Genomic DNA, 17,887 nt, shown 5'->3' with positions numbered 1-17,887 from the left:
CCGGAAAAAGTGTGCATTTTTGGGGATTTCAAGAGATGGCAAAGAAATTTTCCAATCTCCTCCTGACTCCTGACTCCTGACTCCTGACTCCTATGCCCTCACGGAAAGACTTTCTCAGCAACCCCTAATTAGATCCCCGATTTTCTCAGATGAAGTCGGGGATTTTTATGTTTCACGCAATCTCCGTCAGGAGATCCCGCAGGGTAGACGCAAAGACGCAAAGGAAGAAAGAAAGGAAAGGTTAGGTTACAATGAGAATATAGAGGCAAGCAACCCAGCTTTATTATGAGTATGAATTTACAAGAGAAAACAATTGCTCAAATCCAGCAAATGCCAGATTCTTTAGTTAAAGAAGTATCTGATTTTATAGACAGGTTGTTAACTAAATACAAGCTTGAACAAGGAGAATGGTCTTTTAATTTTGGCGAATCTATTGATACAGCAGAATCTGATTTTGCTGACTATTTATCTAATTTAGAAGATTATGAACAACGTTTGGCAAGTGGGGAAATTAAGTGGTAGATATCAAAAGAGGAGATGTAGTTCTCTGTGATCTGAACCCTGTTATTGGCACAGAACAAGCAGGAATCAGACCTGTTGTAGTAGTGCAAATTGATCGAGCAAATGCAGTCAGCCCCCATACCATTATTGCACCATTCACATCAAAAATTAGACGAGCTATTTTACCGTCTCATGTGCTTATTCCTGCTGGTATTGGTGGTTTAAGCCAAGATTCTGTAGTGCTTTGTGAGCAAATTAGAGTTGTTGATAAATCAAGGATTATCAGATTAATTGGTCACTTGGATGATAATTATTTAAATGATTTAGAGATAGCTTTGTGTACTATACTTGGGTTGAATATTGTAAATAATAATGAATGATATGAGGTTGGTGTAGATAGTGAAAACCCAACAGCAAAGGACTGGTTAATGTTGGGTTTCCTTACGTCAACCCAACCTACTTTATTAAGTTACAAAAATTCCCAAATGCGAATTAGAGAAATACCAGTCACTTTCTCAAATATAGACACTAAACCTGTAAGAATTAGACTTGTCAAAAATAACTCCATTGATATGTCTACAGATTTTTCTAACCATTTAGGTGCTTTTTCTGCTAATGTTTTTCTGACAAGATACAAAATGGGAACAACTATCAAGCTTACCCAGCCAGCTATTGTAGCCCATACAATATTGAGAACAGTAGTTAGAAAAGTAATAAGGCTTCCAAAAAATAAAATCAAGAACCAGTTAATTCCTTTTAAAGTGCCTATTATACCTAAAATTACTAGAGCAGTAATTCCACCTAAGATAGCACTCAGAATTGATATAACTACATAGGTTGAAAATAAAATGTCAGAATCTTGCAAAATAGCAATATTTATGTCTAAATTGATACCTAGTGCAAATCCCCAAAGCAGACCCTTTGTTAGTTCGCGCTGAAAGTTTATAGTCTCACTCATTTTTAATGCAGTCAATATTGGAACATTAAAAACTATAGTGTAAATTAAGCAACAAGTCTACAAATTTACTATCTGATTAGCTAGGTTTAAGATTCGGTTAAACAATAACCTACTCCTTCTCTCTCTGCGCCTCTGCGCCTCTGCGTGATCAAAAATCAATCCACCACATCAAACCAAATAGGCGTTAAATCATCAACATTACCATTATAATTAATAGTAATTTCCTGACCTTCCCGAATATATTTATAAGCAATAATCTCTATTATTTGTTGATCAAACTTTTTCACATACAGCGCATTAGGCTGATAAGAATGATTAAAAAGAGACCCATAACCAAGAGCGATCGCCCCACTTTCTCCATGCCAACCAAAATAATAATTACATAATACCGTATGGGTAATTAACTTAACTTGTTGTTTAGGAATAACAATCACATTGGCGATATCAATTATTTCCCCAAGCTCAAAATCCCTCTGAGCAAAAACACCTCTTCCTTTGATTTCTGTATCACGAACTACTAACATAAATCTATTTTGTCTGATCTGTGAGAATGATGTTTAACTAATCACTACAGATAGACGCAGAGACAATAAAGACAAATTTTTTTCACTTACTTACGGCTGCTATAGTCACTATAAAGTTAATATTTAGAGACATCATCAAAATTTCCGTAAATTTTAATTTTTGTTGAGGTTTATGTGGGGGAACTGTGCAAAATTGAGAATATTCATGTTATTATAAATATCCCATGCTCACGATCATAGGTTGTGGAAATCTCAATCGTAATGACGACGCTGTAGGCGTAATTATTGCCCAACGTTTACAGCAATATCTCGCCGAAAATCCTCACCCCAAAGTCCGCGTTTTTGATTGTGGTACTGCGGGAATGGAAGTGATGTTTCAAGCGAGAGGAAGTGAAAAATTAATTATTCTGGATGCTAGTTGCACAGATTCCCCACCAGGTGCTATATTTAAAGTCCCAGGGAAAGAATTAGAAGCTCTACCCGAACCGAGTTTTAATTTGCATGATTTTCGTTGGGATCATGCTTTGGCTGCTGGGAGAAAAATCTTTTTAGATGATTTTCCCCAGGATGTGACTGTGTATTTAATTGAAGCTGCAAATCTTGATTTTGGACTAGATTTAAGTGCTGCTGTTCAACATTCTGCTGATTTAGTTTTGGCAGAACTAATCACAATTATAAGTCAGAATGTGACGGCTTGATTTCCAAAATTCAGGAGTAGGGGCGAAGCATTCGGAAAATAACCTGTGATAAAAATTGATAATTGTTCGCCCGAATGCTGAATACTGAGAATTAAGAATCTCAAATCCAAAACCCAAAATCCAAAATCCAAAATCCAACTATGCCCAATCACGGTAAACTGAGAGTTCATCTACCCTCATTTCAAATGGTACAGCATTAGGGTCAGGAGGACAAACGCGAATTTTGGCACTGCTAACAATACCATAAAGAATACTAGCCATTGGGACGATTTTTTGCAAAATTTTCCAATTGCTAACTTGATCTGGACATTCAATTACTAAAGTTAAAGCACTAGCATCAGTCGTCATATACCAACGACAATGAGAGAGTAAATTTTGAATAATGCGATCGCATCCTTGATAAAAGTACCGACTAATAGAATATTCTAGCTGTTGTCGCAGGATAATATCTGCTGATGTTGCTTGCATAGGGTGCTTGTCATCAGCATTGAATTCTGATTCTCTTCTGCTCATTTCGGTTGCTTTTCCTATTTTATTTACCAATGGCCATTACATAAAGAACATCCTTATTGGTTAGTAGAAATGCTTGGGCTTCATCATCATAAAAAGCACCAATACCACTACAATCTATTCCCCAATAATTGCAGGATAGATATACTCGTTGTCCGATAAAACCAGCTAATTGCATAGCAGTTTGATAACTCAAATAATCGGACACAAAAAACAAAGTTACAGCGCAGTCTTTAGCCAGCGCCTGATGAATACACAAGTAACCTGTTTTTTCACTCAAATCACCCGACTCAATGAGATTCCTACCATGATATAAACCGGGTGTCATACCTTCAACACGATGCACCACCGAGTAAATTTCTATTTGCTCAAAATCTTCTGTAGGGATTGGTTGTTGAATATCTTGCCAAATTCGCCAATAGATTTCTTGAGTAATAGAATTTCTTTGAAAACGTCGAATAGAACGCCTGTTCCAAACGCTCTCAAAAAACCGTTCTCGGTGAAAATTAAATTGAGGATGTTCTAGCTTTTGCTGGTGACTAGGTTGCATTGATGTTGCTTGATAAGCATCTTCAATGAATTGATTCGCTTGAAAATAGTCAGTTCCACAGACAAAAGGAATGGATAACCTTAAACGTCTGACTGGCTTTTCTTGCGTCTCCCCCGATATCACACAACTACTAATAAACTCCTTATTCTCAAATCCTAAATCAGCATTGAGAGAGAGTTTATCAAAGTCAAAGATTAATTTGATGTTTTTTTCATGAAGATACGCTGAAGCTGCAATAGCGCCCATAAGGTGTCCGCTATCCAATAAGCAATATCTAATGCTCCTGTCTTGATATTTCCAGCTAGACCTATAATAAACACAACTAACTAAAAAAATGCAGCCGTTGATACGTTTATTAGGTATAATATAACTTTCTAACCCATCATCAATTAATTCATAAATCAACGTCAGACAATTATTCTCAACTTCTAGATGGTAGATGCCGTTTATAAATCCTTCAACCTCACGAATTTGGATATAAACTTCCGTGGGATATAACGCCCCAGCAGAGGGATTTACCCGGAGTTGATAGGTTTCATTTTTGTAAATCTTCTCAAAAGTAATGGCGCTTGTTAACTTGATAAAAGCATGAAATGGATTATTAGGAATTAATTTCACTCGCCGATAAAATTTAGGATAAACTTTAAAAGCGCGAGGTTGAGTTGATCCATCCACATAATTGGGATTCATTTGCACAGATAGGTAAGAATGCTTGGTAGCCTCATGAAAGGCTATTCCATAAAGCTTACTGTGTGGCATTTTTCAGTAACCTTAAAACTTCTATATTGCTGGCAAAGTCAATTGCTTTATAGTCATCCAAATTGTGTAAATTCATGTTAGGATTATGTTGTAATAGCAATCTCACTACTTCTGTCTTTCCAGCCGATGCACCATACATCAGGACAGTTGCACCATTATCATTTTGATTGTTAATATCTATGTTGGCTTCTAGTAGTAAATTCATTAAATCGTAGTGATTCCCAAAACACGCAAACCACAAAGCATTATTGTGATCATCGTTAGTGGCATTGATATCCGCACCTGCATTAATTAATTCTTTCACCACTGGGTAAAGTCCATCTCTAGTGGCTTTCATTAAAGCTGTATCACCATTTTTACCCCGCTGATTTAAATCTTCGGGATTGTAATTATTTGCTAATAGCCATTGGCAGGTTTCTGTACTTAATTTGAGTTGATTTGGTTGACTCATAATTATAGTTGAGTAAATAACTTAAACAAGAAAAATATGATGGCTGATTACTGATAGCTGATAGCTGAATACTTACCAAATAAAAACGGAATGGTGAGCAATGCCCACCATATTTAAAAGCTTTATTTGAATCAGAGAAAAAACACAGTAGCTGGAGAACAATTGTGATACCAATTCTTTGTGACGTTGCCAGAGATTTGATCCCCCCAACCCCCCTTAGTAAGGGGGGCTAAGAGATGAATTGATCATCCGGGAAGAGAAAAGGTATAGCAAGCACTCAGGTAATTAGGACATCAACTGATGACAAAACTAAGATACAAATTAACTTTTAAATCTGTCACCTGTCACCTGTCACCTGTAACCTGTCACCTAGTAAAACTGTTAGCCGGCTGTCACTGGTTTTTTATCGTCAGCAAACAGTTCTCTAGCAGATTTGCATGGTTTTGGTACACCATAAAAAGTAGCTTCTGCTTCGAGTTCGTCTACTATATCCCAAGCTTCAATTGCTCGTTTAGAATCTGGACCATAGTTAGCAGAAATTAACCGAGCTTCAGACACAGCTTTCTGTATCTCTTTGCGTAGGAATTTTAATTTTGGTTTATCTACAAAGTTACCCTTGGTGAGAATATCAGTCACAGAAATAATGCCTAATAATTCACCTTGAATAACAGGCGCACGCCATGTATCAGTATTAGCAAATAACCGCGCTACATATTCAACATCTAGGTCAGGATTGACAACTACGCAGGGTTTAGTCATCACTTCGTACACATGAACCGCTTCGGGATCTCTACCAAAAGCTGCAACTTTGCCCACGATATCCATTTCGGTAATCATACCGTAAGCATCGCCACTGTGACGAGGTTCAACAACTAAAGCCCGCAGTTCTTTGAGCCTCATTAGTTTGACTGCTTCTGCTACGGTTGCGGAACCGCGAATAGTAGCAACATCTTGAGTCATAATTTGTTTGGCTCTCATAATTCCTGCTCCTTTAATTCGGTGAGCGAATCATTGAATTACTTCTAAACTGCTGCGATTCTCCTAAACTTTTTCTCGGTAGTTTTTGCACCTTTGCACCTTAATCATCAATAGATATTGAATAGTGAGGCGTGTTATGTACTACTGGCTAAAAAGCAATTACTTGATGTGAACATTCCTAAACCGAATTATTAATAATCTGAGAGATTTTCATGAATCCGGTGATTTTAGAAATAAGATTTACGCAGGTTCTATATATTTTCATCTACCGTTCTTACTTTTTACCTTGGTTGTGGTTTAACTGGGGATCAAAGTAAGAGGTTTGGGATTTACTCTGTAATCGCTTCTTGTTGAGGTTTAGGTTCACTGCCAACAATTTAGCTTACTTATATAGTATCACTCTGGTCAGCAGGAAATATGAATGATTTATAAAGATCCACCCATTTTTGACCATAAATCGGATTAAAAAATTGTTAAGTGGATGACAGAAGCAAAAAATTATATTTGATGTTTTTGATATCAGATATTACGATTTATTATGAAATTTATTGGTTAAACATTTAGAAAAATTCCATTAAATAAATATAAAAATTATTGACTAGAAATACTATTTCTGAATTATGGCAGCAGCGGAAAATATGAGGTTTGACAAAATATATGTTTCATTTGTAGTCAATAGATACATTTTTGGGTTATCATAGTTATAATCTAGGTATTAATAACCTGGTTAACTTATCAATATATTGAAGACTGACGAAGTACATCAGAAATTGTAAATGTGAAATTGGAACTGTGAGTTTATGCTGTTACCAGTAGAATTAGCAAATCAAACTTTATATGAACAAGATTATTATTTGTGGTTGCGGACAACTATTAATCAACTGCGTGCTGGGCAATTTTCATCTGTAGATTTAGAGAATTTAATTGAAGAATTAGAAACTATGGGTAGAAGTCAGAAACGAGCTATTGAAAGTTTATTAATTAGACTTCTCGAACATTTGTTAAAACTTAAATATTGGGATAGTGAAAGAGAGCGTAATGAGGGACATTGGAAAGGGGAAATCAGGACTTTTCGCAGACAAATAAAAAAAGAATTGAAAGATAGTCCTAGTTTGAAACCTTATATTTTAGAAATCTTTGAGGAATGTTATGAAGAAGCAAGAAAAGAAGCAAGCGATCGCTCTCAACTTCCCCTGGATACATTTCCCATCAATCCCATTGGTTCTTTAGAGCAGGTTTTAGATGATAATTGGTTTGTTGGGAGATGAGAAAATAGCGATCGCTCTTTTATAAATCAATTCCAGAGTCAAAATTCACATTTATTGTGACCATGAATTTTGAGCTATGATTTGATTGTATAAATAATTCTCCAATTCTGAATCAACATCTAAAGCAAAACGTAGTTCCCTATCGTTGATATGTGGAAAATATGACTTTCCAAATCTTCTAAGTAAACTTCCACCAACTTGCGCTCCTCTTTGAATCTTGTGTTGCAAATGCAACCCAGTAACAAAAGCTGTTATCCGTGCTTTACTGTCAGTGTCATTTCTAATACAAGTTCTTAGAGCTATCTTAATATCTTCTTCTGGTGAACGAAGGTTAACGTTGTTTGTTGCAACCTGTATGAAATCAAAACAACCAAGTCCAGCTTGATAAATTTGCTTTCTGAGATTTTCGTCCTTAACTAATTTCCAAAATAAAGCAACAGCAATTTTTTCAACGGGATCAGGATCAGAAAACATAACTTACTTATTGATCAATATATAAACGTATAATTTAATATACACTACTTTTTATACTAAATCAAGAACTTAATTTAGTCCTTAACAATGAGTTGATTAGAACAGGTTTTAGATGATAATTGGTTTGTGGGATAATCTGGCATTAAGCATTCAGTAATCTAGTCATAAGATCCCGGACTTCTTTTATTATCATGTTAATAAAATCTGACTATATCACAGAAGTCGGGGATCTGGGTATCAACAAGTGTTATAGCTTAATCATTAAAATTTGGCTAAAATAATCATAGTTCAAATAATAAATAATTCCTGTTGTTTAAAATTAGATTCTGCCATACGGTTATTAGCTAGATTAACATAATCAGGATTGATTTCAATTCCTAAATAATGACGATTTAAATTTCTAGCTGCTAAACAGTCTTTTGGATCACATAATACCAAAAATTATTTTTGTTTTAATAATCTATTAGTTCCACCCTCAAGCACACGCACATAAATAGCCCGTACAGTGTCCCGATCTAAATTCATTGATACATTTCCAGCCTTAATTATAAAAGCCGGAAAATGCTGCTCAACAGTGATATTAGTTCCTGTATGAATACCCATTGATATCAGTTTCTTTCTCATAGTTTTATCCTGAGTTTGACAGACAGTAACAATTCCTATTTCTCCAGGTTTGAGCAATTCCAAAGAGCAACCAGTTACACTAAAAGGAGTAAACATTGCCGAACAATAATTAAAAGTAAAAAGTGAAACTTGAAATGATGAAAGATGATAAACATCCTCCATCATGGTAAAAGTTCAATTATGGGTTTAATTAGCAAAGCTAAACCCTAATTTTGTATTAAACCAAATAAGCTTCTTGGTGGGTTTTGATTGTACAGTTGGAGCGGGGATAAGTAACGCACAATAAAGTAAAACCTTTTTCTACTTGTTCATCATCCAAGAAGTTTTGATCATCTTGGTTGATTTCACCTTCAACAATTTTACCTACACAGCTAGAACAAGAACCAGCGTGACAAGAAACTGGTAAATCAATACCTGCATCTGCTGCTGCATCAATAATTGTGACATCATCATCACAGTCAATTGTGGTGTCTAATTCTTCTTTTTTGTTGATCAATCTTACTTTATAGGTTGCCATGTTTTACTTCTCCTCAAATTTGAATAGAACTTGTAATTTGGTTGCTTACTGTTTACATTTTCAGTAAGGTAAATCATCTCTTCCGTACACAAAAAAATGTAGAGTGTGTCTACGGAAAAGTTGTAAATTTGTAGGTGATGGAATGGAACTTAGAAAAGTTTCCATATCTATTTTTTCCTAAGTTCCAAATTTTTTTAGCTGCAAGGTACACCGTTAGGTGAACAATCTCCTGATTTAAAAGATTTGCCACAACCACAGGTGTCAGTTGCATTGGGGTTGGAAAACTTAAAACCGCTATCCATGACACCCTCAATAAAATCAATGACGACACCTTCTAATAAGGGCGCACTTTTAGCGTCAACGTAAATCAATACGTTACCTTGTTGGGTGACAATATCATCAGGTTGGGGCTTATTGGTAATTTCAATACCATATTCATAGCCACTACAACCACCGTTTTTAACGGAGATGCGGATACCTTTTTTAGCTTGATTTTCTTCCGCAGCAGAACCTTTTAAAAAAGCCCGCAAACGAAATTCTGCTTTTTCTGTTAAAGTAACAGTCATTTTGTTTCCTGTAGCGATGATTCTGATTTTCAGATGTAGGTTAATTATTACTGTGGTGGTGAAACTTTAAACTGATAAAGATTGAGATTGGGAATATCTCCAAGGTGCTGTATTACCGCAGACTGGACAATTGCGATCGCGTTGAGAACGACTTTTAGCAAATTCCATTCTACTGAAATCAATTGTTAGCAATTCCGATAATAATGGTTGACTAAAACCGGTAATTAACTTGATAGCTTCCAAAGCAGTTAAACAAGCTAAAGTTCCAGAAACAGCCCCTAAAACTGAAAAACCCCGGCGATCCCAATCTGGTTTTTCTGGAAACAAACAGGACAAACAAGGAGTTACACCAGGAATAATTGTTGTTAGGTAAGCCTCCATTCCATCCATTGCTGCTTCCACCATTGGTTTACGCCACTTTACACAAGCTTCATTTAATAAATTACGCTCGGTAAAATTGTGGGCGCAGTCCAAAGCCATATCCGCAGATTGCACCAACGAATCTACATTTTCGGGGGTAATATAATCATGAATTGCCTCAATTTGCACATCAGGATTAATAGCTTCCAGAGTTTCTTTAGCCTTAAAAACTCTTGGTTTTCCCACCCAATCATCAGTCATTAAAATCTGACGATTCATGTCATCGAGACGCAAATCACCACCCCGGACTAGGATGAGCCGCCCAACGCCCGCTACTGCTAGGTAAAGCGCCGCCGTTCCACCTAATCCCCCCACACCAGTCACCAGAACCGTCGCTGACTTCAGGCGCTTTTGAGCTATTTCGCCAAAATTCGGCAGCATCATTTGGCGACTATAGCGTTCTAATTCGGTAGGCGTTAGGTTGATCAATTTATACCTCCTAGTCAGACGTGATTTCTGTTAGCGTAACTACATTTTTTGGTTTGTCATTGAACACCTTGAACAATTTTTGTTCGTGGGGTGTTGATTCTATAAAAACTTGATAAGCTTGTTGCAAAGCTTGGCTGTATTTTTCTAACTTTTCTGCTGCACTTAGATTAGGATATTGCTCATCAATTTGATACATAAATTGAGAGAATTTTTTTAAGATATGCAGCCGATTGACATTGACAAAATGTTGATCGTAAGGCAGATTAAAAAACTGGAAATAAGCTTCTGCATCTACGATTTTTTTAAATTCTTCAATAGTTCCAGTCATTTACCGTTCTCCATTTTTTTTAGTTGTTGCTTGAGTTGATCTAACTCTTGATAGATTTTGTAAGTCTCATTGGCAACATCCATCAATTTTTCGTAATCTGTAGGTAGTCCTTCAGCTAAATCATGCAGATCCATTTTCATTTGACCTGCTTTACTATTTAGCTTTTTAATCGTGGTTTTCAGTTCTTCAATGGTCATTGGTGATTGGTCATTGGTGATTGGTAATTGGTAATTGGTAATTGGTAATGGGTAATTGGTAATGGGTAATTGGGTATTCTTCCCAGTCCCCAGTCCCCAGTCCCCAGTCCCCAGTCCCCAATCACCAAATATTACAAATTGCCTACTTCGGGGAAACGTTTGGCTAATTCAATTCCTTTTTCAACAAACTTTTCTCCCTCTTCATTCAGCTTTTCTAGAGATTCAAAACCAAAACGGTGAGCATCACGTAAGGTTTTTACAGTTAATAATAATCGTCCAGAAAAAACTAAAGCCCAACCAAAACCTTCATGACCTAATTCAATTACCACATTAGAAAGTAATCCAGTTTCCTTTTCTATGCTTGAGGCGATCGCTCTAAAAAAAGCATTAATGCGAGAAAGAGTAGCTGGATCAACTTCACCTTCTGTAGAAATTTCTTTTTTCTTTTGTTTTGTCACCACAAAAGGTTTAAGAATCAATTCATCAGACCAATTTTTGTAAAATCCATAGCTATCATTAGCTCGAATTTGTTGGACTAATGTTTTCAGAAAAGGTGAAGAAATTATCTTGCTTGTTGCGTTTCCGTTCACACTATTATTTTCACTCATACCGCAGCTTCGTTTTCAATTTCCTCTAAAAAGTTAGATTTCTTTTGACCTAAAGCTTTACGCAACCAAGGTGGAGGATTCCCTTTCAAAGTTTGCACTAATTTAGTCAAGATTTCTTCAATCTTTTCTTCTTCAGATTTCGCCTTAACAGGTGTCACACCATGCTTAATTAAACGAGCGGCCGCACTACCACCAATAGCCACTACATAAACTATTGTACAATCTTTTAAAGCCTCAAGTTTAGGGGTAATTTTATCCTCATTACCATCTTCTTTAAGATCACCATCAAAGGTTAAAGTTTCTAGAAATTGATATCCTTCATCTGTAATTTCATAGACATCAATTTCCTTAGCCCATCCAAAATGAGCATTAACATGAATTCTGTCAGTTGTCGTAAATGCAATTTTCACTTTCATTTGTCCTTTGTTAGTAATTAGTAATCAGTAATCAGCTTATTAACTGTCACCTGTCACCTGTCACCTGTCACCTGTCACCTGTCACCTGTCACCTATTACCTGTTCCCATTGTTTCATCATTAATGCTTCTTCGTGTTCTATAAATAGGTTGCCAATACCAAATAAAACATCCATAGAACCGCGATATCCTACCTTGGTAAATAAGCCATTTCCTAATCTGTCGTAAATAGGAATACCTAAACGATAGAGAGGAATAGAAAGACGTTTAGCAATAGTATTAACATTAGAATTTCCAATTAATAAATCAGAACCTACTGCTAAATCTTCCAAATCTTCTAAATCGCCAATAGTCACATTTTTAATGGTTAGATGCTCTAATAAAGGTGATTTTGTGGTAGTTACAGCCCCATGAATTTGCGCCCCCATTGACTGGAGAAAATGCACCATAGACCACATTAAATCCGGTTCTAAGGCTAAAGAAATCCGTTTTGCACCAAAATAAAAATGAGTGTCTAACATCGCATCTTGTAGCTGACGACGTTGGCGACAATATTTTTCTGGTACGGGATTTCCACTTAACACAGATAAGGCTTGTAGAAACTCATCCACAGGTTCTAAACCTGTTAAATCTCTGAAAACTTCGTAGTCTGTGTTAAACCTTTGCTGGAGAATTTTAGCTGCTCCTCGCATACTTTCACCTAATGCAATAGTGAAAGCAGAACTACCTAAAGATTGCAATTGTTTGATAGTTGTACCACTAGCAGTTATAGCACTATAATTATCCTCTAAATGTCCATCTAAAGAAGCTCCCAAATTAGGCACAAAAATAGGATCTAAACCGAAGGATTTAACCATTTCTTCGATTTCTTGAACATCTCCCGGAGTAAATGCAGAACCCGCTAAAATTGTGATTTGTTCTGGTTTTACCCCTCCTGCTTTGGGAACTTCTTTAACAATGCTTTCTACTGCAACTGCAAAACCATCTTGCAATGCACCTTTAAAGTCAGGAGTGGGAGCAAAAATAATGGCTAAATGATCTAATTCTGGATGACGTTTTCTAATTTCTTTTAAAAAACGTTCAATATCATCTCCTCTAGTTTCAGTTAACCCAGTGGTACATAAACCAATAATTTCTGGTTGTAATTTTTCTACTACTGTTAAAATTGCTTGTTCAACATTTTCTTCACCACCTAAAATGGTAGTAACTTCCGTCATTGCGGTAGTAGCTAAAGGAATCGCTTCCCGAAAATGCCGAACTAAAACAACTTTTGCAAAAGCAGTACAACCTTGAGAACCATGAAATAAAGGGATAGTTCCTTTTAATCCTAAAAAAGCTAAAGATGCGCCTAAAGCTTGACTTTGTTTAAGGGGATTAACAGAAACAGATTTTTCTGGAAGTGTAACAAGTGCCATAAATATAATCTCAATAATTGAAAATTGAAAATTGACAATTGATAATTAATAATTTTCCATTATCAATTATCCATTATCAATTTTTAATTTATTCCCAAGGTGCGGGTTTACGAATTTGTTCCCAAATTGGGCTATACAAAGCTTCGTATAATTCCCGTGCCATTTCTACCATTCCCATATAACCAGCATAGGGATGATGACGTTCTTGGTTAATATCTAAAAATGGGATTCTGGCTTTTAATGCTGTGTACTGGTTTCTTCCCCCAGCTATTAACATATCAGCCTTAGTATCTTCCACTAACTTGAGCAATTCTTTGGCATTTCCTTTTTCTAACATAATGCCATCATTGCCTAACAATTTCTTGATTTTGGATTTATCTTCTTCTGTACTTTTGCGGGTACTGGTGGCAACAACTTCTATTCCTAAATCTTTAGCTGCCGAAATAATTGACCAACTTTTTACACCACCAGTATAGAGTACAACTCGTTTACCTTTGAGTCTTTCTCTATAAGGTGCAAGGGCAATATCTAAAGCTGCTGTTTCTTCAGAAATTAATTTTTCTGTCCGTGCTTGTAAATCAGCATCACCTAATTTTGCAGCGACATTTCTCAGGCAACGGTTAATATCATCTATACCATAAAATGATTCTTCAATGTAAGGAATACCGTAACGTTCCTCCATTTTCCGCGCCATGTTTAATAATGCCCGTGAGCATATCATCACATTCAATTTAGCACGGTGAGCATAGGTTATTTCTTGATAGCGAGCATCGCCAGTAATTTTAGATAAAACGCGAATACCTAACTTTTCAAATAAAGGTAAAACGCCCCACATTTCCCCAGCAATATTGTACTCACCAATCAAATTAATATCATAAGGTGTAGTATATTCTGGTTCAGCAGTACCGACTACATAATCTAATAAAGCTTCACCACCAAAGCGATTTCCCAGATTTTTACTACCTATAAAACCAGGAGAAATAACAGGAACAACCGGAACACCAATTTTTTCTGCTGCTACTTTACAAACTGCTTCCATATCATCACCAATAAGAGCAGTTACGCAAGTAGCATATACAAAAACTGCGGCTGGTTTGTAACGTTTGTGAATTGCGAGAATGCCTTGATAAAGTTTTTTCTCACCACCAAAAATCACATCATTTTCTGTTAAATCAGTGGTAAAACCTGTTTTATAAAGCATTGGTCCAGAAGACAAACTTCCGCGACTTCCCCAAGAGTTACCAGCGCAAGCAATAGGACCATGTACCAAATGAGCAGCATCGGTAATAGGCACTAATGCTATCATTGCGCCATCAAAAGCACAACCACCTTGAGCAGCACCAGGTTGAGCTTGTTGGGTACAGGATTTGTTTTTCTTTTCTCCTTGTTTTTTTTGATTATGTTCGCATCCTGATTCATTCAGAAGTTCGTTAATTTTGCTTTGGGTCATTTTCATATTTATGTCTCGCCTGGGTTGATTTTTATTAATTAAAATTGTCAGCATTCAGCTATCAGTAATCAGTCATCAGCTTTTTAAGGCTACGCTGCTATGGAAAATCCTGATTTCTGACATTCAACATTTCTGCAAAACTATATAGACTTACCGCAAAATTCCTCTTAATATTAGATTTACACAGTTAAAATTTCAGAAAAGATATCTATTTATCTGTAACTGAATTTTAATAACATCAATCCTTGATAATTGCTCTTCTGTTTAGTTCAATACTAATGACTAATGACCAATGACTAATGACCAAGAAAAAAGTAATGGGTAATGAATAATAATTGATGTTTAGCAAATATATTGCGTCACATCTTCGCCACATTCGTCAACAAGATATGACAAAGCCCGAAATCGTAAACCGACAACTTCGTTATACAGAGGATTGATTTGACAAATTGCGGGAATATGGAAAGTGCGACCAAATAAATTAATATCTCGCTCGAAAGGACAACAACAGGGAATTACTCGACAAATTAGATGGGCTAGGCGATTATTTTTAACTGGGATACCATCTACTAACTTTCTCAGGGGACGGAAAATGTCAAAGTTTCCGGGGTTTTGGTAGCTGGGTGGATGATAGTTAGGATGTGGATGAGAATGGGGAATAGATGCCATAATGCAAACCTAAGATAACTACAATTTAGTAATCAGTAATCAGTAATCAGTAATCAGTAATCAGTAATCAGCATTCAATTATTCTGACTGCTCTACGGGCGAAGCATTCGGGCGATTAATTATCAATTTTTGTCGAAGGCTATTTTCCGAATGCTTCGCCCCTACGATTCCTGTTGTGATTTACTGGAATAGGGAATTGGGAAATAATACCCAATCCCCATTTATTCTTTGTTGTTTTGCTAGTAGTCAGATGTTTTTTAACACCTGACTGTTGATATTCTTAGCGTACTAAGTCGTAAGAAATATCGGTCTTACCAGCAACGTTGGTGTTGCGATCGATTTCTTCAAAGATTGTGTTAACAACCCAGTTCAACAAGTTGATTACACCTTTGTAACCGATGGTTGCATAGCGGTGGTAGTGGTGACGGTCCATGATGGGATAACCGATTCTTACTAAAGGTACACCACAATCACGCCACAGGTACTTACCGTAGGAGTTACCGATTAACAGGTCTACGGGTTCGGTGAACAACAAGGAACGTAAGTGCCACAAGTCCTTACCACCCCAGATTTTAGCGTCTTTACCAAATTCGCTAGAATCTAACAGTGCTTGCAGTTCTTTTTCAAATACTTCGTTGGTGTTGTGAACCAAAATGTGTACAGGTTCAGCACCCATTTCTAACATGAAGCTAACAACGCTGTAAACTAGGTCAGGATCACCGTAGATAGCGAAACGCTTACCGTGTACCCAAGCATGGGAGTCGGTCATAGCGTCAACTGCACGACCACGTTCTACTTCTAATTCAGCAGGAATGGGCTTACCAGTTAGTTCGCTGAGTTTCATCAAGAATTCGTCTGTACCCTTGATACCCCAAGGACGAGCAACACAAACATCTTGCTTCCATTCCTTAGCAATGTATTCACGGGTCTTGCTCAGGGAGTAAGCTTGAAGAGCAACAGTAGCTTTAGCGTTGATGGAGTCTGCTGCATCTTCTAACTTTGTACCACCGGGGTACATATTGAATTCACCATCGTTAGGTGCGTCAACATAATCACTGTTGTCAGATAACAAGGTGTAGTCAATGCCCATCAATTCAGCGATGCGCTTAACTTCACGGTTGTTTTCTACATAGGTGTCAAAACCGGGGATGAAGTTGATTTTGCCATTGCTGGTAGCTTTCTTCTTACCTGCGGTCAGGTTAGAAAGAATGCCCTTCATCATGTTGTCGTAACCGGTGATGTGAGAACCTACGAAGCTAGGAGTATGTGCGAAGGGTACGGGGAAGTCTTGGGGAACTGAACCAGCGTTTTTAGCGTTGGTGATAAACGCACCTAAGTCATCACCGATAACTTCAGCCATACAGGTGGTGCAAACTGCGATCATCTTGGGTTTGTACAATGCGTAAGCGTTAGCCAAACCATCAATCATGTTTTGCAGACCACCGAAAACCGCAGCGTCTTCAGTCATGGAAGAAGAAACGCCGGAGAATGGTTCTTTATAGTGACGGGTTAAGTGTGTACGGAAGTAAGCAACACAACCTTGAGAACCTTGAACGAAGGGAAGAGTGCCTTCAAAACCCACAGCAGCGAACATAGCACCTAAAGGCTGACAACCTTTAGCGGGGTTAACGGTTAGAGCTTCACGAGCGAAGTTCTTTTCACGATATTCCCAGGTCTTTGTCCATTCTGCAACCCGTTGAACTTCTTCGGGGGTGTGAGCGTTTTCAAATTCTTTCTTGTTTTGGAACAGTTGTTGGTATTCTGGCTGGTGGAATAGCTCAACGTGGTCCTTAATATTTTCTGGATTCTGAGGCATTTCTAGTTCTCCAAGCTTGCTGTGTGTTGTGTTTCAGTGATTTTTTGGTGGGGTAGAGGCGGGGTTTTCCCGCCGGTTTTTGGTGGAGAGTGGGGAATGTGGCTCAAAATTCAGAATGCAAAATTCAACACTGAGAATTTTTGATTTTGAATTTTGACTTCCCTACTCCCCCCTGGGGCGAAACCCCAGACTTTTCCTATCCGGCCAAGGTTGCCCCTACTCTGTTGTTACCTAGACTGCTGCTGTAGCTTTTCTTAAAGCTTTCTTTGCAGACTTGTTCCAGGGAGCGCCGATTAATCCCCAGGTTGGGCTGTTGAGTGCCAAATCCATGTCACGAGCGAAGATTGCGAATCCGTCGTAACCGTGGTAAGGACCGGAGTATTTTTATTAATGGTTTAATAGTTTGTGAATGCTTAATGTTTGTATTTAAACTGAAATTAAGTTACAATTAAGCTAAAATTACAATATACACCAAGAGAAGAGAATGATTAATATTAATTGGGGAGAAATCCAAATCAAACAAAGATTGATTAATTAATAGAATAGTGCCAATTATCGAGAATTTTCTAAGGAAAGATGATTTATAGCAAATTATGAAACTACAGTTAAAACCAGCAGGAATAAATCATAATGGCATATTTAGGGTTTGCTGAATAAACCTAAAACCTTGATATATCAAAGGTTAGAGGCTGATAAACACAGAAATTAGTGCAAGGGTTTTGAAGGGTATACCGGAAAAAGTGTGCATTTTTTGGGATTTCAA

At 37.1% G+C, this 17,887-nt stretch carries 25 protein-coding genes; 4 read left to right on the top strand and 21 right to left on the bottom strand.

Features of this window, described 5'->3' with window-relative positions; translation table 11 throughout:
* Positions 1-285 precede the first annotated feature (285 nt).
* Together FFR48_RS15810 and FFR48_RS15805 are read left to right on the top strand one after the other, a co-directional pair.
* On the top strand, positions 286-522 hold the full coding sequence (locus FFR48_RS15810) for a DUF2281 domain-containing protein (protein ID WP_228051890.1): 237 nt from the start codon (positions 286-288) through the stop codon (positions 520-522).
* The gene (locus FFR48_RS15805) at positions 516-881 is read left to right on the top strand and encodes a type II toxin-antitoxin system PemK/MazF family toxin (protein WP_096568486.1); all 366 of its coding nucleotides are present in this window, start codon (positions 516-518) and stop codon (positions 879-881) included. The genes FFR48_RS15810 and FFR48_RS15805 overlap by 7 nt, the downstream gene beginning before the upstream one ends.
* 89 nt (positions 882-970) lie before the next feature.
* On the opposite strand, the gene FFR48_RS15800 is transcribed toward FFR48_RS15805, so the two are convergent.
* Together FFR48_RS15800 and FFR48_RS15795 are read right to left on the bottom strand one after the other, a co-directional pair.
* Complete coding sequence (locus FFR48_RS15800; protein ID WP_137668016.1) at positions 971-1,474, bottom strand: hypothetical protein; 504 nt, start codon at positions 1,472-1,474, stop codon at positions 971-973.
* 140 nt (positions 1,475-1,614) lie between these two features.
* The gene (locus FFR48_RS15795) at positions 1,615-1,983 is read right to left on the bottom strand and encodes an SET domain-containing protein (protein ID WP_096568492.1); all 369 of its coding nucleotides are present in this window, start codon (positions 1,981-1,983) and stop codon (positions 1,615-1,617) included.
* 224 nt (positions 1,984-2,207) lie between these two features.
* Here FFR48_RS15795 and FFR48_RS15790 point away from each other — a divergent pair, with 224 nt between their 5' ends.
* Positions 2,208-2,681: a hydrogenase maturation protease gene (locus FFR48_RS15790; RefSeq protein WP_096568495.1), complete on the top strand. Its 474-nt coding sequence runs from the start codon at positions 2,208-2,210 to the stop codon at positions 2,679-2,681.
* A 138-nt stretch (positions 2,682-2,819) separates the two neighbouring features.
* Here FFR48_RS15790 and FFR48_RS15785 read toward each other — a convergent pair whose 3' ends face one another.
* The 4 genes from FFR48_RS15785 to FFR48_RS15770 all read right to left on the bottom strand — a co-directional run bounded on the left by FFR48_RS15785 (position 2,820) and on the right by FFR48_RS15770 (position 5,929).
* Complete coding sequence (locus tag FFR48_RS15785) at positions 2,820-3,194, bottom strand: hypothetical protein (protein WP_096572690.1); 375 nt, start codon at positions 3,192-3,194, stop codon at positions 2,820-2,822.
* A gap of 19 nt (positions 3,195-3,213) precedes the next feature.
* On the bottom strand, positions 3,214-4,500 hold the full coding sequence (locus FFR48_RS15780) for a nitroreductase family protein (protein ID WP_096568498.1): 1,287 nt from the start codon (positions 4,498-4,500) through the stop codon (positions 3,214-3,216).
* Positions 4,487-4,951, bottom strand: a complete 465-nt coding sequence (locus tag FFR48_RS15775) for an ankyrin repeat domain-containing protein (protein ID WP_137668015.1) — start codon at positions 4,949-4,951, stop codon at positions 4,487-4,489. Before FFR48_RS15775 ends, FFR48_RS15780 begins: the two co-directional genes overlap by 14 nt.
* A 381-nt stretch (positions 4,952-5,332) precedes the next feature.
* Complete coding sequence (locus FFR48_RS15770) at positions 5,333-5,929, bottom strand: CBS domain-containing protein (protein ID WP_187040955.1); 597 nt, start codon at positions 5,927-5,929, stop codon at positions 5,333-5,335.
* Between the two features lie 800 nt (positions 5,930-6,729).
* Between FFR48_RS15770 and FFR48_RS15765 the strand changes: the two genes are divergently transcribed.
* Complete coding sequence (locus FFR48_RS15765; protein ID WP_137668014.1) at positions 6,730-7,197, top strand: DUF29 domain-containing protein; 468 nt, start codon at positions 6,730-6,732, stop codon at positions 7,195-7,197.
* A gap of 51 nt (positions 7,198-7,248) precedes the next feature.
* On the opposite strand, the gene FFR48_RS15760 is transcribed toward FFR48_RS15765, so the two are convergent.
* The 15 genes from FFR48_RS15760 to nifK all read right to left on the bottom strand — a co-directional run bounded on the left by FFR48_RS15760 (position 7,249) and on the right by nifK (position 17,124).
* On the bottom strand, positions 7,249-7,671 hold the full coding sequence (locus tag FFR48_RS15760) for a hypothetical protein (protein WP_137668013.1): 423 nt from the start codon (positions 7,669-7,671) through the stop codon (positions 7,249-7,251).
* A 288-nt stretch (positions 7,672-7,959) separates the two neighbouring features.
* Complete coding sequence (locus FFR48_RS15755; RefSeq protein ID WP_236104082.1) at positions 7,960-8,109, bottom strand: site-specific DNA-methyltransferase; 150 nt, start codon at positions 8,107-8,109, stop codon at positions 7,960-7,962.
* 3 nt (positions 8,110-8,112) lie between these two features.
* Complete coding sequence (locus FFR48_RS15750; protein ID WP_307722526.1) at positions 8,113-8,460, bottom strand: FeoA family protein; 348 nt, start codon at positions 8,458-8,460, stop codon at positions 8,113-8,115.
* 52 nt (positions 8,461-8,512) lie between these two features.
* A complete protein-coding gene (locus tag FFR48_RS15745; RefSeq protein WP_137668012.1) occupies positions 8,513-8,812 on the bottom strand; it encodes a 2Fe-2S iron-sulfur cluster-binding protein in 300 nt (99 codons plus the stop codon).
* Positions 8,813-9,006: 194 nt separating this feature from the next.
* Positions 9,007-9,378: a HesB/IscA family protein gene (locus tag FFR48_RS15740; RefSeq protein WP_137668011.1), complete on the bottom strand. Its 372-nt coding sequence runs from the start codon at positions 9,376-9,378 to the stop codon at positions 9,007-9,009.
* 66 nt (positions 9,379-9,444) lie between these two features.
* Positions 9,445-10,227: a HesA/MoeB/ThiF family protein gene (locus tag FFR48_RS15735; protein WP_137668010.1), complete on the bottom strand. Its 783-nt coding sequence runs from the start codon at positions 10,225-10,227 to the stop codon at positions 9,445-9,447.
* A 10-nt stretch (positions 10,228-10,237) separates the two neighbouring features.
* A complete protein-coding gene (gene nifW / locus FFR48_RS15730; RefSeq protein ID WP_096568518.1) occupies positions 10,238-10,555 on the bottom strand; it encodes a nitrogenase-stabilizing/protective protein NifW in 318 nt (105 codons plus the stop codon).
* Complete coding sequence (locus FFR48_RS15725; protein ID WP_096572692.1) at positions 10,552-10,752, bottom strand: CCE_0567 family metalloprotein; 201 nt, start codon at positions 10,750-10,752, stop codon at positions 10,552-10,554. The genes nifW and FFR48_RS15725 overlap by 4 nt, the downstream gene beginning before the upstream one ends.
* Complete coding sequence (locus tag FFR48_RS29010) at positions 10,749-10,877, bottom strand: alpha/beta hydrolase (RefSeq protein ID WP_236104083.1); 129 nt, start codon at positions 10,875-10,877, stop codon at positions 10,749-10,751. The genes FFR48_RS15725 and FFR48_RS29010 overlap by 4 nt, the downstream gene beginning before the upstream one ends.
* Positions 10,878-10,883: 6 nt before the next feature.
* Positions 10,884-11,360 carry a NifX-associated nitrogen fixation protein gene (locus FFR48_RS15720; protein WP_137668008.1) on the bottom strand — a complete coding sequence of 159 codons (477 nt, stop codon included), beginning with the start codon at positions 11,358-11,360 and terminating at the stop codon, positions 10,884-10,886.
* Positions 11,357-11,776: a nitrogen fixation protein NifX gene (gene nifX, locus FFR48_RS15715; RefSeq protein ID WP_096568524.1), complete on the bottom strand. Its 420-nt coding sequence runs from the start codon at positions 11,774-11,776 to the stop codon at positions 11,357-11,359. The genes FFR48_RS15720 and nifX overlap by 4 nt, the downstream gene beginning before the upstream one ends.
* Positions 11,777-11,857: 81 nt before the next feature.
* Positions 11,858-13,189 (bottom strand): nitrogenase iron-molybdenum cofactor biosynthesis protein NifN, encoded by a 1,332-nt coding sequence (nifN, locus tag FFR48_RS15710; RefSeq protein WP_137668007.1) that lies wholly within the window; start codon positions 13,187-13,189, stop codon positions 11,858-11,860.
* An 88-nt stretch (positions 13,190-13,277) separates the two neighbouring features.
* A complete protein-coding gene (gene nifE, locus FFR48_RS15705; RefSeq protein ID WP_137668006.1) occupies positions 13,278-14,645 on the bottom strand; it encodes a nitrogenase iron-molybdenum cofactor biosynthesis protein NifE in 1,368 nt (455 codons plus the stop codon).
* Positions 14,646-14,981: 336 nt separating this feature from the next.
* Complete coding sequence (locus FFR48_RS15700) at positions 14,982-15,308, bottom strand: Mo-dependent nitrogenase C-terminal domain-containing protein (protein WP_096568530.1); 327 nt, start codon at positions 15,306-15,308, stop codon at positions 14,982-14,984.
* A 280-nt stretch (positions 15,309-15,588) separates the two neighbouring features.
* Positions 15,589-17,124 carry a nitrogenase molybdenum-iron protein subunit beta gene (gene nifK, locus FFR48_RS15695; RefSeq protein WP_096568533.1) on the bottom strand — a complete coding sequence of 512 codons (1,536 nt, stop codon included), beginning with the start codon at positions 17,122-17,124 and terminating at the stop codon, positions 15,589-15,591.
* Between the last annotated feature and the right edge of the window lie 763 nt (positions 17,125-17,887).

Source organism: Sphaerospermopsis reniformis (genome assembly GCF_005402885.1).
In the GTDB taxonomy this organism is placed as follows: Bacteria; Cyanobacteriota; Cyanobacteriia; order Cyanobacteriales; family Nostocaceae; genus Sphaerospermopsis; species Sphaerospermopsis kisseleviana.
This window is presented reverse-complemented; position numbering and strand designations above follow the sequence as displayed.